Here is a 16,538-nt window from a genome sequence, read left to right as displayed (position 1 = left end):
ATGTCATGAATCGGCGGCTGAGCCCTTCACCCCGCCGAACGGCTGATCCGCCCCACCGACCGGCTGACCGGGGGCCGTCCTGCGGATGGCCCATTCGGCCACGGCGAGATTGATGCCCCAGGCCAGGCCGTGGAGCAGGGCCCGGGTGACGCCATAGGGATCGGCGCCCGTGGCCGCGTACCAGGCGGACAGGACCACCGCCTGCGTGCCCGCGCCCATGGCGAGGGCGTACGCGCGGATCATCCAGGCGCGGTGCCGGGCGACGTCGCGGCGCAGGATCGCGGCGAAGCCGAGGACGAGGGAGCCGGCCATGGCCGAGCCGGCCGCCAGCCGGAAGACGGTCAGGAGCCCGGCATCGCCGGCCGGGAGGTCGGAGAAGAGGGTCATCCACAGCCCGGCGAGGGCCGCGACCAGGCCGGCCGGCACCAGCACCCGTCCGGCCGCCCGATGCCAGGCGGGCCTGCGGCGGCGGAATCCGGGCGCGAACTGGAAGGCGCCCAGGACGCTGTAGACGGTGACGCCGGCGATGTGCAGCAGCACGGGCGCGGGGGCGGCGATGAAGCGGGCGTTGTCCGGGGTGATGGCGGCGCCGGCGGCCAGCTCGGCCGCGCGGATGGCGCCCGCGATCACGGGGACGGCGCTGAGGACGAGCAGTCCGGCGGGGATGAGCCGGCCCGCCTTCGTGTGGGTCATGGCTCGATGGTGACAATCGCGGGGGCGCCGGTTCATCGGCGTAAGGGCTCGTGCTGGTTCGGCCTTTCGGCCGCCGGCGGGGTAGTACTTTCGGCCCTCGGACCGATGGGAGCGTCGCACGGGCGCACGCCTGCGCGAGCTGAACGAACCGCCCTCGTCATGAGCGGCGCGCGGGTCGGGTGTGAAAGTTTCAGGCGCCCGACCTGCGAGGGCGGCAGGCGTGCTTGACACCACTCATGTGACCGGTAACCCTGACTGTCGCAGTCAAGCCCCCACCGCCGAGGTCGCGTCATGTGGAAACGAGCTCTCGTCGCCCTCCTGCTCGGTGCCGCCGCGGTACGACCCGAGCCCGTGCCCCTGGCCACGCCGACCACTCCCCCGGCGGCCTATCCCAACCCCGGACGGGTGACGGGCGACATCGGCGTGCACGACCCGAGCGTGGTCAAGCGGCCCGACGGCTCCTACCTGCTGGTGCACACCGGCGACAACATCACGATCAAGACCTCGACCGACCGGACCGCCTGGCACAACGCCGGCGTGGTCTTCCCCGGCGGCGCGCCGTGGACCACGTCGTACACCGGCGGCAGCACCAGCCTGTGGGCGCCCGACATCTCCTACCGCAACGGGCGCTACTACCTCTACTACTCGGCCTCGACGTTCGGCTCGCGCAATTCGGCGATCTTCCTGGCCACCAGCACCACGGGCGCGTCAGGCTCCTGGGCGAACCAGGGAATGATCATCTCGACCACCTCGTCGAGCAACTACAACGCCATCGACCCGAACCTCGTCGTGGACGCCCAGGGCCGCTGGTGGCTGTCCTTCGGGTCGTTCTGGACCGGGATCAAGCTCATCCAGCTCGACCCCGCCACCGGCAAGCGCCTCGGCACCTCGATCACCGGCCTGGCCCAGCGCACCGGCACGACCGCGATCGAGGCGCCGTTCATCTTCCGGCACGGCTCGTACTACTACCTGTGGGTGTCGTTCGACGCCTGCTGCCAGGGGGCGAGCAGCACCTACCGGATCATGGTCGGCCGTTCGAGCAGCGTCACCGGCCCGTACGTGGACCGCAACGGCGTCGCCATGACCTCGGGCGGCGGCACCCAGGTCCTGGCCGGGCACGGGAGCGTGCACGGGCCGGGCCACCAGGCGGTGGTCCCCGACAGCGACGCCGAGGTGCTCTACTACCACTACTACGCCGACAACGGCGCGCCCCTGCTGGGGATCAACCTCCTCGGGTACGACAGCGCGGGCTGGCCCTTCGTCTACTGACCCGCCACGGACCGGAGCACGGCGACGCCCGAGGGCGGCAGCGTGACGGACTCGACGTCCTCGCCCGAGAGGGCGTCGGTCCACTCCCCGCCGGGGGTCACGTCGTGCTTCTCGCCGGTGTGGTTCAGCAGGATCAGGAAGCGGCGGCCGGCACCGGCGCGCACGCTCGCCTGGACCCCCGGAGGCAGCCCTTCGACGGCGGGCGTGACACCCGCCTCGGCGAGCGCCCGCGCGAGGACCGCCCGCATGGCGGGCTCGTCGAGGCGGGTCGACAGGTAGCGGGCGGTTCCCTCGCCGAAGTCGTGCCTGGTCACGGCCGGGCGGCCGTCGGGGCCGTCGAAGACGACCTCGGGCTCGGCCCCGGTGAGGCGCAGGTCCTCGCGCCACAGGTCGGCCGTCCCCTCGAGGTGCGCCAGCGCACCGCAGCCCCGTACGGGGAACGTCTCGTGCTCGGCCGCCGGCCAGAACTCCTCGACCCGCACCCCGAGGACCTCACGCAGCGGCGCGGGATAGCCGCCCAGGTGGACCCGGTCGTGCTCGTCCACGATCCCGCTGAAGAACGAGACGACCAGCGCGCCGCCGCCGGCGACGTACGCCGAGACGCGCCGCGCGTCCTCGCCCGCCAGCAGGTACAGGTTGGGCACGACGACGAGCCGGTAGCCGGTCAGGTCGGCCGACGGCGGCACCACGTCCACACCCGCGCCGAGCTCGAACAGGGGTCCGTAGTGGTCGAGCAGGCGGTCCTGCTGGCGCACGCCGTCGGAGGGGTGGGAGTCGAGCTCGAGCGCCCACCAGCTGTTCCAGTCGAGCAGGATCGCCACCTGGTTGCGCACCCGCGTGCCGGCCAGGTCGGGCACCGCGGCCAGCTCCCTGCCGAGCGCCACGATCTCGCGGTAGACCCTGCTGTCGGCGCCCGCGTGCGGCACCATGCCGGAGTGGAACTTCTCGGCGCCGCCCCGTGACTGCCGCCACTGGAAGTAGAGGACCGCGTCGGCGCCGTGCGCGACCGCCTGCCAGCTCCACAGCCGCATCTGGCCCGGCTGCTTGACGGCGTTCCTGACCCGCCAGTTCACCGCGCTCGGCGCCTGCTCCATGAGGATCCACGGGTCACCGCCGCCGGCTCCGCGCATCGTGTCGTACACCAGGCCGGGGCCGAGGTGCGGCCGCTCGTCGTGGGGGTCGGGGTAGGAGTCGACCGCGACGACGTCCAGCCCGGGCGCCCAGTCGAAGACGTCCACGGCCTTCAGGCCGGCCAGGAAGTTCGTGGTGATCGGCACGTCGGGGGTGACGCGCCGCAGGATGCCGGCCTCCAGGTCGTAGCAGGCGCGCAGCGCCTCGTTACTGAAGCGCAGGTAGTCGAGCTGCTGGGCCGGGTTGGGGTACGTCGGAGCCACGCGGGGCGGCCGGATGTGGTCGAAGGTGGCGTAGCGCTGCGCCCAGAAGTCCGTCGACCAGGCCTCGTTCAGCGCCTCGATGTCGTCGCCGTACCGCTCGCGCAGCCAGCGGCGGAAGTCGTCCGCCGACACCTCGCAGTAGCAGGCGGGGATGTGGCAGCCGTACTCGTTGCCGACGTGCCAGAGGCCGAGGGCCGGGTGGCCGCGATAGTGCTCGGCCAGCCGCTCCGCCAGCAGCGCGGCACGTTCGCGGTAGACCGGGCTGGACGGGCAGAAGTGCTGCCGCCCGCCGGGGCCGAGCACGGTCCCGTCGGCGGTGACCGGCAGGATCTCGGGATGCTCGTGGACCAGCCAGGGCGGCGGCGAGGCCGTCATGGTGGCCAGGTCGGCGGTGATCCCGTGCGCGTGCAGGTCATCCAGGACCTGGTCGAAGAGGGAGAAGTCGTACGCGCCGCGCGCCGGCTCCACGCGGGCCCAGCCGAACACGCCGACGGTGACGAGGTTCACCCGGGCCTCGGCCATGAGGCGCAGGTCCTCCGCCCTGGTCTCGGCCGGCCACTGTTCGGGGTTGTAGTCGCCGCCGAAGGCCACGCCGCCGAGCCGGCGCCGGAGCCGGTCGGCCGGTGACGGGGCGCCGGCGGTCCCGGGGACCGGGCTGACATCGCGAGGAACGGCGTTCATCGTCGGCGCGGCGGCCTCGCCGGGGCGAGGTCCGCCGCTCCTCCCTTCTTTCTGGGTCACGTACGGGGCGGCGCGCCGGTGCTCTGCCGGACGACCAGCTCGGGGGCGACGAAAGCGGTGGCGGACGGGGCCGTCCCGGTCTCGATCTGGCCGATCATGAGCGCCACGATCTTCTCGGCCACCACGTCGAAGTCCTGGCGGACGGTGGTGAGCGGCGGGGAGAGGTAGGCCGACTCGTCGAGGTCGTCGAAGCCGGCGATGCTGACGTGCTCGGGGACGCGGTGACCCGCCTCGATCATCGCGCGCATCACGCCGAGGGCCATCTGGTCGTTGGCGGCGAAGACGGCCGTCACGCCGGGCCGCCGCGCCAGCTCGCGGCCCGCCTTGTAGCCGCTGGCCGCGCTCCAGTCGCCGAACAGTAACTGCGGAGTCGCGGCCCCCGCCTCCTTGAGGGTGGCGTGCCAGGACTCGGCCCGGCGCCGCGCGGCGTAGGAGTCTTCGGGCCCGGCGACGTGCCAGACGGTCTCGTGACCGAGGTCGAGCAGGTGGCGGGTGATGAGCCGGGCGCCGAGGGCCTGGTCGGTGTCCACCATGGGGTGGCGGTGGCTGACGTCGCCGTCGGCCATCACGACCGGGACGCCCGGCGGCAGCCGGAGCGAGGGGGTGTCGAGGATCTGCGCCTCGATGAGCACGATGCCGTCGACCGCCTGCACCGTGAGCTGGTCGAACGCCTCGTGCACGGCCTGCTCGGTCTGCGACTCGACGGCGATCATGTTCACGGTGTAGCCGGCGCGCTGCGCCGCCCGGGTGACGGCGTCGACGGTGCGGGCGTTGCCGAAGCTGGACAGCCCGAAGCTGATCAGGCCCAGGGTGCGGAACTGGCCGGTGACCAGGGCGCGCGCGGCGGTGTTGGGCCGGTAGCCGAGGACCCGCATGGCCGACAGCACGCGCTGGCGGGTCTCCTCCTCGACGTTGCTGCGGTTGTTGACCACCCGGGAGACCGTCTGGCTGGAGACCCCGGCCATCGCGGCGACGTCGGCCATGGACGGCCGCCTGCGCGAGCGTCGTCCCGCCGGTGATTCCTGGGTCGTCCCGTCCAACTGCCACCTCTGATCGTCCGATGCTCTCGCCAGATGTTTACGTAAACATGCCCCAGCCGTCAATGGCCACGAGAGATCGACATAAAAGACCACCAAATCGCCACGTATGTTAACTGACGGTTACCTATTGACATGATCCTGCGGCGGCTCCAGACTACGGGACACCTTCTTCATGTTTACGTAAACACACGATCATCGCAGCTACCGCAGCGGGCAGGCCCACGGTGGCGCAGGTAGCAGCGCGGCTCATCGGCCGCAGATGGCCCCCGACAAGGAGAGCTCAGTGCCAGTATTCGTGGCAGCGCGAACATCGCAGAGGAGCGCGACATGACCGCGCGGGCCGCGCGGCCCGGCCTCGACCGGCCGCTCCTGCGCCTGCGGGTCGCCGGCTACGCCTTCTTCCTGCCGTTCTTCGTGGTCTTCCTGGTCGCGGTGGTCGCGCCGCTGGCGTACGCGATCTACCTCAGCTTCTTCCAGGACCGCCTCATCGGCGGCACGGTCTTCTCCGGAATGGCCAACTACACCCGCGCCCTGGGCGACGCGCTGTTCGGGGCGGGCCTGCTCCGCGTGGCGCTCTTCCTGGTCGTGCAGGTGCCCGTCATGCTGCTCATCGCCCTGGGGTGCGCGCTCGCCATCGACAGTGGCCGGCTGCGCTGGCCGTCGCTGTTCCGCATCTCGATCTTCATGCCGTACGCGGTGCCGGCCGTGGTGGCGGCCCTCTTGTGGGGCTACATGTACGGCGACCAGTTCGGCCTGGTGGGCCAGATCGGCGACGCGCTCGGCGTCACGGCCCCCGACCTGCTGTCGCGCCCCTGGATGCTGACCTCCATCGGCAACATGGTGACCTGGGAGTACGTCGGCTACAACATGATCATCCTGTACGCCGCGCTGCGGGCCATCCCCGAGGAGCTCTACGAGGCCGCCGAGATGGACGGGGCGGGCGCCATCCGCATCGCCTGGAGCATCAAGCTGCCCGCCCTGCGCCCCGCGCTGCTCGTGGCGACGATCTTCTCGATCATCGGCAGCTTCCAGCTCTTCAACGAGCCGAACATCCTGCAGAAGCTCGCGCCCGCGGTGATCTCGACCGGCTACACGCCCAACATGTACGCCTACAACCTCGCCTTCAACGGCCAGCAGATCAACTACTCGGCCGCCGTCGCCGTGGTCCTCGGCCTCGTCACCGTCGTGGTCGCGTACGCCGTGCAGCTCATCACGGCGAGAAGGGAGCAGACCCTGTGACCGCGGTCGCCACGCGCCGGTCCGGCGCGCACCGATCCCCCACCGCCAAGCGCCGCAGGAAGAGCGCCACCCTCACCGTGCTCATGCTGGTGATGTTCGGGTACGCGGTGCTCCCGCTGTTCTGGCTGCTGGCCAACGCCAGCAAGAGCAGCGGCGACCTGTTCTCGACCTTCGGGCTCTGGTTCGGCGGGGACTTCCACCTGTTCGCCAACATCGGCGACACCCTGAGCTACCAGAACGGCATCTTCCTGCGCTGGTTCGGCAACACCGTGCTCTACGCCGTGGTGGGCGCGGGCGGCGCCGCCCTGCTGGCCACTCTCGGCGGGTACGCCCTGGCGAAGTACGACTTCCCTGGCCGCAAGCTGCTGTTCGCGATGGTGCTCGGCGCGATCTCCATCCCGGGCACGGCCCTGGCGGTGCCGACGTACCTGCTCTTCAGCCAGGTCGGGCTCGTCGACACCCCGTGGGCGGTGCTCATCCCGGCACTGTGCAGCCCGTTCGGCCTCTATCTGATGCGGGTCTACGCGGCCGACGCCGTGCCCGACTCGATCCTGGAGTCGGCCCGCATCGACGGCGCGGGAGAGTTCAGGATCTTCCGCACCATCGCCCTGCGGCTGCTGGCCCCCGGGTTCGTCACGGTCCTGCTCTTCGCGCTGGTCGCGACCTGGAACAACTACTTCCTGCCGCTGATCGTGCTGAACTCGCCGGACTGGTTCCCGCTCACCGTCGGGCTGAACCAGTGGAACGCCCAGGCCAACAGCGGCACCTCGGGCGCCGGCGACGCCAGCTACCAGCTCATCCTGACCGGCAGCCTGCTGTCCATCGTGCCGTTGATCGTCGCCTTCCTGGTGCTCCAGCGGTACTGGCAGTCGGGCCTGGCCACCGGAAGCGTCAAGCAGTAACCCCCGTGAGTGAGGAAACATCATGAGAAGACATGCGATGACCGCCGGTGTCGCCGCGGCCCTGTCGCTGGCGCTGGCCGCGTGCGGTGGCGGTTCTGGAGGGGGCGCCACCGCACCGGCCGCCGCCCCGAGCGCGACGGCGGCCGTCCAGGACGCGCTGAGCAAGCCGGCCGAGCTGACGTTCTGGACCTGGGTCACGGGGATCGAGAAGACCGTCGCCCGCTTCCAGGCAAAATATCCGAACATCAAGGTCAACGTGGTGAACGCGGGGCAGTCCGCCGACCAGTACACCAAGTTGCAGACCGCGATCAAGGCCGGCTCCGGCGCGCCCGACGTGGCGCAGGTCGAGTACTTCGCGCTCCCGCAGTTCGCGCTGGCCAAGCAGGTCGTCAACCTGGCGGACTACGGCGCCGCCTCGTTGAAGGACAAGTTCGCCCCCGCGGCGTGGGGCCAGGTGGCGATCAACGGCGGCGTGTACGGCATTCCGCAGGACACGGGCCCGATGGCGATGTTCTACCGCAAGGACATCTTCGACAAGCTGAAGATCAAGCCCCCGACCACGTGGGCCGAGTTCGTGGACGCGGCCAAGAAGATCAAGGCCGACAACCCGGACAACTTCCTCACCACCATCGACCCCGGTGACGCCGGCGGCGTGGACAGCATGATCTGGCAGGCGGGCGGCGCGCCGTTCAAGACCTCGGGCGAGAGCTCGGTCGGCGTCACGCTGTCCTCCGACCCCGGCGTCAAGCAGTGGGTCGGCACCTGGACCACCCTGCTCGGCGAGAAGCTGGTGGACCCGCAGCCCGGCTGGACGGACGAGTGGTGGAAGGGCATGGGCTCCGGCAAGTACGCGGCCTGGCTGACCGGCGCCTGGGCCCCGAACGGCATCATCAACTCCATCCCCAAGACGAAGGGCAAGTGGGCGGTCGCCCCGATGCCGCAGTTCGACGCGGCCAAGCCGATGAACTCCGAGAACGGCGGCTCGTCGGTCGCGGTCATCCCGCAGAGCAAGAACATCCCGGCCGCCGTCGCCTTCGCCGAGTGGCTCAACTCCGACCCGGAGGCCGTCAAGTCGCTGAACTCCGAGGCCGGGCTGTTCCCCGCCACGAAGGCGCTGCTCGACGACCCGGCCTTCCGTGACGCGCCGCAGGACTTCTTCGGCGGGCAGAAGATCAACCAGGTCCTGGGCGACGCCTCGGCCGCCGTCAACCCCGGCTGGCAGTACCTGCCGTTCCAGGTGTACGCCAACAGCGTCTTCAAGGACACCGTCGGCCAGGCCATCGACGGCGGCGGCGACCTGGCCGGCGCGCTGAAGGCGTGGCAGGACCGCATCACCGCCTTCGGCACCGAGCAGGGCTTCACGCTCACCAGCGGCTGACCCGGCGAAGCGGGCGGCCCGGCGGAATGCCGAGCCGCCCGTTTCTTTATGATCGGACCCGTGCTGTCCGCTCTGGAACGCGAGATCCGCGAGGTCGCGGCGAGCGACGAGCCGCTGCCCGGCCTGCCGTACACGGCCTTCCGCGAGTACGGGCGCACGGGAGAGCGGCTGGGTTACGAGCGGCGCTACTTCGGCCGCCGCGCCAGGCTGGCGGCCCTGGCCCTGCTCGATCCCTTTGGGGATGCGCTCGACGACGTGGTGTGGGCGACCTGCGACGAGTACACGTGGGTGCTGCCCGCCCACCGGTCGATGCCTGTCGACCTGTTCGCCTGCGAGACCGCCCACACGCTGGCCGAGCTCGCCGGGCGGGTGGACCCGGTGGTCGGCGAGCGGGCCCGCGCCGAGGTCCGGAAACGGGTCCTCGACCGGTTCCTGGACCCGCGTCCCATGGAGTGGGAGGGGTTCGGCAACAACTGGGAGGCGGTGTGCGGAGGCGCCGCCGGGATGGCGGCGCTCGCCGTGCTGGACGACCCCGAGCCGGTGCTTGAGCGGTGCCGGGCCGCGATGCGGCGGTTCCTGGACGGGTACGGGGACGACGGCGGCTGCGTCGAAGGCGTCGCGTACTGGGTCTACGGGTTCGGCTACTTCGTCTACTTCGCCGAGGCGCTGCGCGAGCGCACCGGGGAGGATCTGCTCGACCATCCCAAGGTGGCCGCGATGGCCGCGTTCCCGCACCGGGTGCGCTTCGCCGACGGCGGGCACGTGCCGTTCTCGGACACGACGGACGACCCGTTCCTCCCGGCCGGCCTGCTCACCAGGCTGGCCGAGCGTTTCGGCACCCCCGGGCCGGACGCCGTCCCCTCCTTCCACGCCGACCACTGCTACCGGTGGGGCCACCTGTCCAGGACGCTCTCCTGGTACCGTCCGGTGCCGTCACGGCCGGTGGAGACCACCAGCTACCTGCCCGACCTGGCCTGGGTGGTGGACCGGGGGGTGCACGGCCACGGCTTCGCGGCCAAGGGCGGGCACAACGACGAGCCGCACAACCACGACGACCTCGGCCACTTCGTCCTCAGGGCCGGCGGCCGCAACGTGCTGGACGACCTCGGGGCCGGCGAGTACACGCGGGACTACTTCGGCGACCGGCGCCACACCTTCCTGCACCCCTCGGCGGAGGGCCACTCGCTCCCGGTCGTCGGCGGCGTCCCCCAGCGCGGCGGGCGCGCCGAGGTGCTGGAGTACGCCGAGACGCCCGACGGCCTGACCTTCGCGCTCGACCTCAGCTCCGCCTACCCGTCGCCCGTGGTCCGCCGCTTCCGCTGGCACCGGGACGGCCGGCTCGACCTGCGTGACGAGTTCACCGGCGACGTCCCGGTCGAGGAGGTGTTCATCAGCCGGATCCGCCCCGAGGCGCGCGGAAACCAGGTGAACTGGGACGGCCTGGTCACCCTCGACCATCCCGGGTTCGCGGCGACGGTCGAGACGCTCGCCACCCGCGATCACCACGGCCGTCCCGACACCGTCCACCGCCTGCGGCTACGCGTCCCGCCCGGCCATCCGGCCGTCGACCTCCGTTTCACGTGCCATTGACCCCACCCCGGCGAGGGTGAGCTCGGCCGCGTGGTGGCAGGCCGCCCGCCGCTCGCCGTACGCGCGCAGGTCGGGCACGTCGGTGCGGCACAGCTCGGCGCGGACGTGCGCGCACCGGGTGTGGAAGCGGCACCCGGGCGGCGGCGCGGCCGGGTCGGGCAGATCGTCGGCGATCTCGTACGCGTGCCGCTCCCGCCGCCGGCCCGGGTCGGGCACCGGCACGGCGTGCAGCAGCGCCTCGGTGTACGGGTGGCGCGGCTGCCGGTAGAGGTCGGCCGTGCCGGCGTCCTCCACGACCTGGCCCAGGTACATGACGGTGACCCGGTCGCTGATGTGCTCCACCACGGACAGGTCGTGCGAGATGAACAGGTACGTCAGCCCCAGCTCCTCCTGCAGGTCGGTGAGCAGGTTCAGGATCTGGGCGCGGACGGACACGTCCAGCGCGGAGACCGGTTCGTCGGCCACCACGAGCCGGGGCCCGGTGATCAGCGCACGCGCGATGTTGATGCGCTGCCGCTGGCCGCCGGAGAACGCGTGCGGATAGCGCCGCATGTACTCCGGGCGGAGCCCGACGCGGGCCAGCATGTCCGCCACCCGGTCCGTCAGCTCGCCGCCGGAGGCGATGCCGTGGGTCCTGAGCGGTTCGCCGACGATCTGCTGGAGCGTCATCCTGGGGTTGAGCGAGGAGAACGGGTCCTGGAAGATCACCCGGATCTGCCTCCTGAACTCCTTCAGCCGGGCCCCGGTCACCGTGGCGAGATCGACCTCGTCCCCCGGCTCCGTCCGGTAGAGGATCCGGCCCGCGGTCGGGTCGGCCAGCCGCGCGACGCAGCGGCCGAGCGTGGTCTTCCCGCAGCCCGACTCCCCCACCAGGCCGAGCGTCCGGCCGGGCAGGATCGTCAGATCGACCCCGTCCACGGCGCGGACGAGCCCCGTCGGCCGGCGGAACAGGCCGCCGCCGATCGGGTAGTGCTTGGCCAGCCCTTCGACCCTGAGCAGGGGTCCGGCCGCCTCGGCGGCGGGGGCGGCCCGCTCGGCGACCTGGAGCACCGCGGCCGGGGGCTCGGCCGGGACCTCGTCGAGGTGGCAGGAGGCCACGTGCGCCTCGCCGTACCTCCTGATCGGGGGTGGCGTGGTGTCGCAGAGCCCGTCGATCGCGTGGTCGCAGCGGGTGTGGAACGGGCACCCGTCCGGCACCCGGTGCAGCGACGGCACCATGCCGCGGATCGCGGTCAGCCGCCGGCGGGCCCCGCTGCCCCGCAGCTCCGGGATCGAGCGGAGCAGGGCACGCGTGTACGGGTGGCGGGGGTCGGAGAAGATCTCCGCCACGGTGCCGTGCTCGACGATCTTGCCGAGGTACATCACGGCGACCTCGTCGGCGATCTCCGCGACCACGCCGAGGTCGTGGGTGATGAACAGGATCGCCATGTCGTTCTGCGCGCGCAGGTCCATCATCAGGTCGAGGATGCGCGCCTGGGTGGTGACGTCGAGCGCGGTGGTCGGCTCGTCGGCGATCAGCATCGCCGGGTCGCAGCACAGCGCGATCGCGATCATCACGCGCTGGCACATGCCGCCCGACAGCTGGAACGGGTAGGCGTCGAAGCGCCGCTCGGCGTCCGGAATGCCGACCTTGCGCAGCAGCGCGACGCCTTCCTGCCGGGCCTCCTGCCGGGTCAGGTCGCGGTGCAGCCGCAGGGCCTGGGAGAGCTGCGCGCCCACGGTGTACATCGGCGACAGGGACGCCATCGGCTCCTGGAAGATCATGCCGATCTCGCCGCCGCGCACCCGCCGGAGCTCCTCCCCGGCCGGGTCGAGCCCGGCCAGGTCGGTCGCGCCCTTCCAGCGGATCGAACCCTCGACGATCCGGCCCGGCCGGTCCACGAGCTGCAGGATCGAGCGCGCGGTGACGGACTTGCCGCACCCCGACTCGCCGACCAGGCAGACCGTCCTGCCCGCAGGCACCGACAGGTCCACCCCGTCCACGGCCTTGAGCACGCCTTCCGAGGTGAAGAAGTGGGTGCGCAGCCCTTCGATCCTGAGCAGCGGCTCTTCCACGAGGTCCTCCCGCGTCAGTGCTTGTACGGGTCGGCCGCGTCACGGAGGCCGTCGCCGAAGAAGTTCATGGCCAGCACGGTCACCACGACCGCGATGCCGGGGATCAGCATCCAGGGCGCGGTGGACACGGCCCGGATGTTCTGCGCCTCCTGCAGCAGCACGCCCCAGCTGATCATCGGGGTCTGCAGGCCGAGCCCGATGAACGACAGCGCGGTCTCGGCCAGGATCACCGACGGGATCGACAGCGACAGGTTGGCGATGATGTGGCTGGTGAACGACGGCAGCATGTGCCGGAACATGATGCGCAGGCGCCCGGCGCCGTCGGCGGTCGCGGCCATCACGTACTCCTCGCCGCGTACGGCGAAGAACTTGCCCCGCACCTCCCTGGCCATGCCGGTCCAGCCGACCAGCGAGATGACGACGGTGAGCGCGAAGTAGCGTTCGAGCTGGCTCCACGAGGCCGGCACGGCCGCGAACAGCGCCATCCACAGCGGGATCGTCGGGATCGACATGATGATCTCGATGACGCGCTGGATCACCGTGTCGGTCCGGCCGCCCACGTATCCCGACACGCCGCCGAGCACGATGCCCAGCACCAGCGAGAGCAGCACGCCGACCAGCCCGATCGACATGGAGACCGTGGTGCCCTGGATGATCCTGGACAGCAGATCGCGGCCCACGGAGTCGGTGCCCAGCAGGTACATGTGCCCCCCGCTCGAAGGGCCGATCAGGTGCCGGTCCCAGGGGATGAACCCGAGCAGCTCGTACGGCTCGCCCCTGACGAAGAACCCGACCGGCACCTTCTTGCCCTCGTCGGCCTCGAACGACAGCGCCAGCGTCTCCGGGTCCTGCTTGAAGGTGTACGGATGGACGTACAGCCCGGTATCGGTGTCGAAGCGCAGCGCCTGCGGCGGCGCGTAGGTGTAGTCGGCGTTGGTCTTCTGGCCGGAGCCGGGAGCGAGGAACGGCGCGAAGACCGCGACCAGGTAGATGGCGACGGTGACGAAGCCGCAGACCAGCGCGACCCGGTGGCGCTTGAAGCCCCACCAGACGAGCTTCCACTGCGACGCGACGGCGAGGGTCTCATCCTTCACGATCGGGCCCTCCTAGTACCTGAGCCGGACGCGCGGGTCCAGCCAGCCGAGCGCGAGGTCGGAGACCAGCGTGCCGACCACCACCAGCACGGCGCTGATCAGCAGGATCGCCCCGGCCAGGTACATGTCCTGGGCGAGCAGCGCGCGCAGCATCAGCGGCCCGGTGGTCTGCAGGTTGAGCACCTTGGAGGTGATCGCGTCCGCCGCGATCAGGCCGGGCAGGACCCAGCCGATGGTGGAGAAGAACGGGTTCATCGCCACCCGCACCGGATACATGATCGTCATTTTCCGTTCGGGCATGCCGCGCGCCCTGGCCGCCACCACGTACGGCTTGCGCAGCTCGTCCAGCAGGTTGGCGCGGAGGACGCGGATGTTGCCCGCGGTGCCGGCCGTGCCCCAGATGACGATCGGGATCCACAGATGGGCCACCAGATCGCCTGCCTTGGCCAGGCTCCACGGGGCGTCGCGGTACTCCGGCGACAGGATCCCGCCCGCGTTCAGGCCGAAGAACTTGAGCCCGACCCACATCAGCACCAGCGCGATCAGGAAGTTCGGCACGGCGAGCCCGAGATAGCCGAGGAAGGTGAAGGTGTAGTCGCCCGCGGAGTACTGCCGGATCGCGGAGTAGACGCCGATGGGGAACGACACCGCCCAGATGAAGACCAGCGTGACCAGCGACAGCGTGATCGTCAGCGGCAGCCGTTCGGCGAGCAGCGCGGTGACCGGCCGGGCGTAGTCGAAGGACTCGCCGAAGTCGCCGTGGAACAGGATGTTGGAGATCCACTGCCAGTACTGCACGACGACCGGCTGGTCCAGCCCGTAGCGCTCGGTCAGCCGGGCCACCTCGCCTGTGGGCACGGCGTCGCCCTGGGCGGCCCGCTGCGCGGTCAGCGTGGTCAGGTAGTCGCCCGGCGGGAGCTGGATCACCACGAACGTGATGACGGAGATGGCGACCAGCGTCGGGATGAGGACGAGGACGCGCCTGCCGAGGTAGCGCAGCATCGTCTCAGGCTCCGAAGTACCAGGTCGGCACGTTGACGAGCCCGGGCGAGAGGAACTGGAAGGCGTCGGGATAGCTGGCCGGCACGTTCTTCAGCTTGTTGCCGACGATCGCGTAGCCGTCGGTGGGCAGGACGATCCCGATGGCGTAGAACTGCTCCTTGGCGATCGCGAGGACCTGCCGGAACAGCTCCTTGCGCTTGGCCTGGTCGGGCTCGGTCCGCATCTGCCAGTAGAGCTCCATCTGGCGCAGCGTCTGCGCGGGCGGCTTCTCCCCGTCCGCGCTCTCGCCACGGGTCTGGAAGTACATGCCCCAGCGGGTGGCGTAGTTGGACTCCTCCCCGTTGGGGAACCACCAGCGCGGCTCGTCGATCTCGATGCGCAGGCCGCCGTCCCCGGCCCAGACGTTCGCGTCGTGGTCGTTGGCCTTGGCCGCCTTGCGGTCGTAGAACAGGGTGCGCTCGATCGGGTTGACCTTCATCTCGACACCGACCGCCGCCCAGTTCTGGCGGACCAGCTCGGCGGCGTTGGCCCACTCGGGGAACAGCGTGATCAGGTCGAGGGAGAAGCGCAGCCGGTCGCCGCCCGGCAGCAGGCGGAAGCCCTCGCCGTCCTTCTTGCTCAGCCCCGCCTTGTCGAGGTGCTGGTTGGCCAGGTTCACGTCGTACTGCGTGTACTGCTTGGCCATCTGCTCGTCGAAGAACTCCGAGTTGCGGTGCGGCGCCGCCTGCCAGGGCTCGCCCTGGCGCTGGTAGGCGGTGTTGATGATGTTCTGCCGGTCGATGGCGTGGGACAGGCCGACGCGGAAGTCCTTGTTCCTGAAGACCTCGCGCAGCTCCTTGTTCTTGTGGCACAGGTTCAGGGAGATGATCATCCGGTTCATCGTGGTCGGCTCGACCTTGATGAAGTGGTAGCCGCCCTTCTGGCGTCCCTCGGCCAGCACCGGCTTGTTCACGTCGGAGTTGATGTGCCGGGCGTGGAAGTCGAGCTTGCCGTCCACACCCTGGAGCAGCATCACCTCGGCCTCCTGGATGATCGCGAACTCCAGCTTGTCGATGTAGGGCAGCTGCGCGCCGCCGGAGTCGACCTTCCAGTAGTACGGGTTACGCTCGGCCACCGCCCGGTCGCCGGTGTTGAGCGGGTCGGTCACCACCCACGCGTGCAGGGTCGGGCGCTCGGGGTTGTTCCACCACTTGATCCGGTCCTCCCAGTAGGCCGCGAACTCGCCGAACCCCTTCTTCTCCATGTCCTTCTCGACGTCCTTGTTGTACGTCGGGTGGAAGTCCTTCAGGTAGTGCTTGGGATAGAAGCCGAAGTTGGCCCCCGTCCAGGTGGCGGTGCGGCAGCCGTCGACGAAGTCGCCCTTGGGCTTGGCGAAGGTGAGCTTCACCGTGTGGTCGTCGACCTTCTCCACCTTGGCGCGCTCGCCGTTCACGTGCAGCAGCGCAGGCACGCCCGTGGTGGTGACCTTCTCGTTGTAGTAGACGTCCTCGATCGCGAACATCACGTCGTCCGCGGTGAACGGCTCGCCGTCCGACCAGCGCATGCCCTTGCGCATGTGGAGGGTGTACTCGGTGCCGTCGGCGTTGGCGGCGACCTCCTTGAGGGTGCCGGGCAGCGTCGTCTTGCCGCCCGGGTCCATGCGCAGCATCGGCTCGTAGCCGATCAGGCGCTCCAGCCACGGGTCGTCGCCCTCGCCGAGGCAGGCGCCGTGGTAGGTGCCGCCGTAGCCGCCCAGGCCCTGGGGCCCGTCCACGACCAGGCGGTCGGCCATCTCGGGCAGCCGTTCGGCGAGCGGGGGCAGCTTGCCCGCCTTGATCTGGTCGGCGAGCATCGGGGCCTCCAGCGGGCGATCGGCCGGAGGTGCGCTCTTCGACGGCTGCGATCCGCCCTGTGATCCGGTGGCGGTGCACGCCGACAGCGACGTGGTGACGAGGAGGGCGCCGCCGCCGAGCCTGATCAGGTCGCGACGGCTGAGGCTGGAGGGATCGGGTCGGTAGGCCATGTCGAGACTCCAAGAACGGCTGGGGGCGGATGGCTTGGTAACCGGTTACTCGACAAGTTGCGCTGAACGTTAAAAGCCGTTGACACGGTCGTCAAGACCCGTCCGCGCGGCGAAGATTCCCGAAATTCCGGACTTAGCA

12 protein-coding genes are annotated in these 16,538 nt (G+C 70.5%); 5 read left to right on the top strand and 7 right to left on the bottom strand.

Translation table 11 applies throughout. The features are described 5' to 3' along the window. Positions 1-3 precede the first annotated feature (3 nt). Positions 4-693 (bottom strand): DUF2306 domain-containing protein, encoded by a 690-nt coding sequence (locus AB0J87_RS13140; protein ID WP_363964886.1) that lies wholly within the window; start codon positions 691-693, stop codon positions 4-6. A 291-nt stretch (positions 694-984) separates the two neighbouring features. Between AB0J87_RS13140 and AB0J87_RS13135 the strand changes: the two genes are divergently transcribed. Continuing rightward, entirely contained in the window at positions 985-1,962 is a 978-nt protein-coding gene (locus AB0J87_RS13135; RefSeq protein WP_363964884.1) for an arabinan endo-1,5-alpha-L-arabinosidase, read from the top strand. On the opposite strand, the gene AB0J87_RS13130 is transcribed toward AB0J87_RS13135, so the two are convergent. Next, positions 1,956-4,037 carry a beta-galactosidase gene (locus tag AB0J87_RS13130; RefSeq protein WP_363964882.1) on the bottom strand — a complete coding sequence of 694 codons (2,082 nt, stop codon included), beginning with the start codon at positions 4,035-4,037 and terminating at the stop codon, positions 1,956-1,958. The genes AB0J87_RS13135 and AB0J87_RS13130 overlap by 7 nt on opposite strands. A 56-nt stretch (positions 4,038-4,093) precedes the next feature. Continuing rightward, the gene (locus tag AB0J87_RS13125; protein WP_363964880.1) at positions 4,094-5,080 is read right to left on the bottom strand and encodes a LacI family DNA-binding transcriptional regulator; all 987 of its coding nucleotides are present in this window, start codon (positions 5,078-5,080) and stop codon (positions 4,094-4,096) included. A gap of 384 nt (positions 5,081-5,464) precedes the next feature. Between AB0J87_RS13125 and AB0J87_RS13120 the strand changes: the two genes are divergently transcribed. Genes AB0J87_RS13120 through AB0J87_RS13105 form a run of 4 tightly spaced genes read left to right on the top strand, consistent with a single transcriptional unit; the run spans position 5,465 to position 10,246 of the window. Next, positions 5,465-6,376: a sugar ABC transporter permease gene (locus tag AB0J87_RS13120; RefSeq protein WP_363964878.1), complete on the top strand. Its 912-nt coding sequence runs from the start codon at positions 5,465-5,467 to the stop codon at positions 6,374-6,376. Further along, positions 6,373-7,278: a carbohydrate ABC transporter permease gene (locus AB0J87_RS13115; RefSeq protein WP_363964876.1), complete on the top strand. Its 906-nt coding sequence runs from the start codon at positions 6,373-6,375 to the stop codon at positions 7,276-7,278. Before AB0J87_RS13120 ends, AB0J87_RS13115 begins: the two co-directional genes overlap by 4 nt. Positions 7,279-7,300: 22 nt before the next feature. After that, complete coding sequence (locus AB0J87_RS13110; RefSeq protein WP_363964874.1) at positions 7,301-8,656, top strand: sugar ABC transporter substrate-binding protein; 1,356 nt, start codon at positions 7,301-7,303, stop codon at positions 8,654-8,656. 60 nt (positions 8,657-8,716) lie between these two features. After that, complete coding sequence (locus AB0J87_RS13105; protein ID WP_363964872.1) at positions 8,717-10,246, top strand: heparinase II/III family protein; 1,530 nt, start codon at positions 8,717-8,719, stop codon at positions 10,244-10,246. On the opposite strand, the gene AB0J87_RS13100 is transcribed toward AB0J87_RS13105, so the two are convergent. The 4 genes from AB0J87_RS13100 to AB0J87_RS13085 are packed head-to-tail and all read right to left on the bottom strand — an operon-like array spanning position 10,193 to position 16,399. Then, a complete protein-coding gene (locus AB0J87_RS13100) occupies positions 10,193-12,301 on the bottom strand; it encodes an ABC transporter ATP-binding protein (protein WP_363964870.1) in 2,109 nt (702 codons plus the stop codon). The genes AB0J87_RS13105 and AB0J87_RS13100 overlap by 54 nt on opposite strands. 14 nt (positions 12,302-12,315) lie before the next feature. Beyond that, positions 12,316-13,395 carry an ABC transporter permease gene (locus AB0J87_RS13095; RefSeq protein WP_355195422.1) on the bottom strand — a complete coding sequence of 360 codons (1,080 nt, stop codon included), beginning with the start codon at positions 13,393-13,395 and terminating at the stop codon, positions 12,316-12,318. 12 nt (positions 13,396-13,407) lie between these two features. Then, positions 13,408-14,397, bottom strand: coding sequence for an ABC transporter permease (locus tag AB0J87_RS13090; RefSeq protein ID WP_363964868.1), 990 nt, complete (start codon positions 14,395-14,397; stop codon positions 13,408-13,410). Between the two features lie 4 nt (positions 14,398-14,401). After that, on the bottom strand, positions 14,402-16,399 hold the full coding sequence (locus AB0J87_RS13085) for an ABC transporter substrate-binding protein (RefSeq protein ID WP_363964866.1): 1,998 nt from the start codon (positions 16,397-16,399) through the stop codon (positions 14,402-14,404). Positions 16,400-16,538: the final 139 nt, after the last annotated feature.

Source organism: Nonomuraea sp. NPDC049625 (assembly GCF_040675285.1).
GTDB classification, from domain to species: domain Bacteria; phylum Actinomycetota; class Actinomycetes; order Streptosporangiales; family Streptosporangiaceae; genus Nonomuraea; species Nonomuraea angiospora_A.
This window is presented reverse-complemented; position numbering and strand designations above follow the sequence as displayed.

Coding starts and splice junctions, on each gene's coding strand:
- AB0J87_RS13140 (WP_363964886.1), bottom strand. CDS start 693: ATGACCCACACGAAGGCGGGCCGGCTCATCCCCGCCGGACTGCTCGTC.
- AB0J87_RS13135 (WP_363964884.1), top strand. CDS start 985: ATGTGGAAACGAGCTCTCGTCGCCCTCCTGCTCGGTGCCGCCGCGGTA.
- AB0J87_RS13130 (WP_363964882.1), bottom strand. CDS start 4,037: ATGAACGCCGTTCCTCGCGATGTCAGCCCGGTCCCCGGGACCGCCGGC.
- AB0J87_RS13125 (WP_363964880.1), bottom strand. CDS start 5,080: ATGGCCGACGTCGCCGCGATGGCCGGGGTCTCCAGCCAGACGGTCTCC.
- AB0J87_RS13120 (WP_363964878.1), top strand. CDS start 5,465: ATGACCGCGCGGGCCGCGCGGCCCGGCCTCGACCGGCCGCTCCTGCGC.
- AB0J87_RS13110 (WP_363964874.1), top strand. CDS start 7,301: ATGAGAAGACATGCGATGACCGCCGGTGTCGCCGCGGCCCTGTCGCTG.
- AB0J87_RS13090 (WP_363964868.1), bottom strand. CDS start 14,397: ATGCTGCGCTACCTCGGCAGGCGCGTCCTCGTCCTCATCCCGACGCTG.
- AB0J87_RS13085 (WP_363964866.1), bottom strand. CDS start 16,399: ATGGCCTACCGACCCGATCCCTCCAGCCTCAGCCGTCGCGACCTGATC.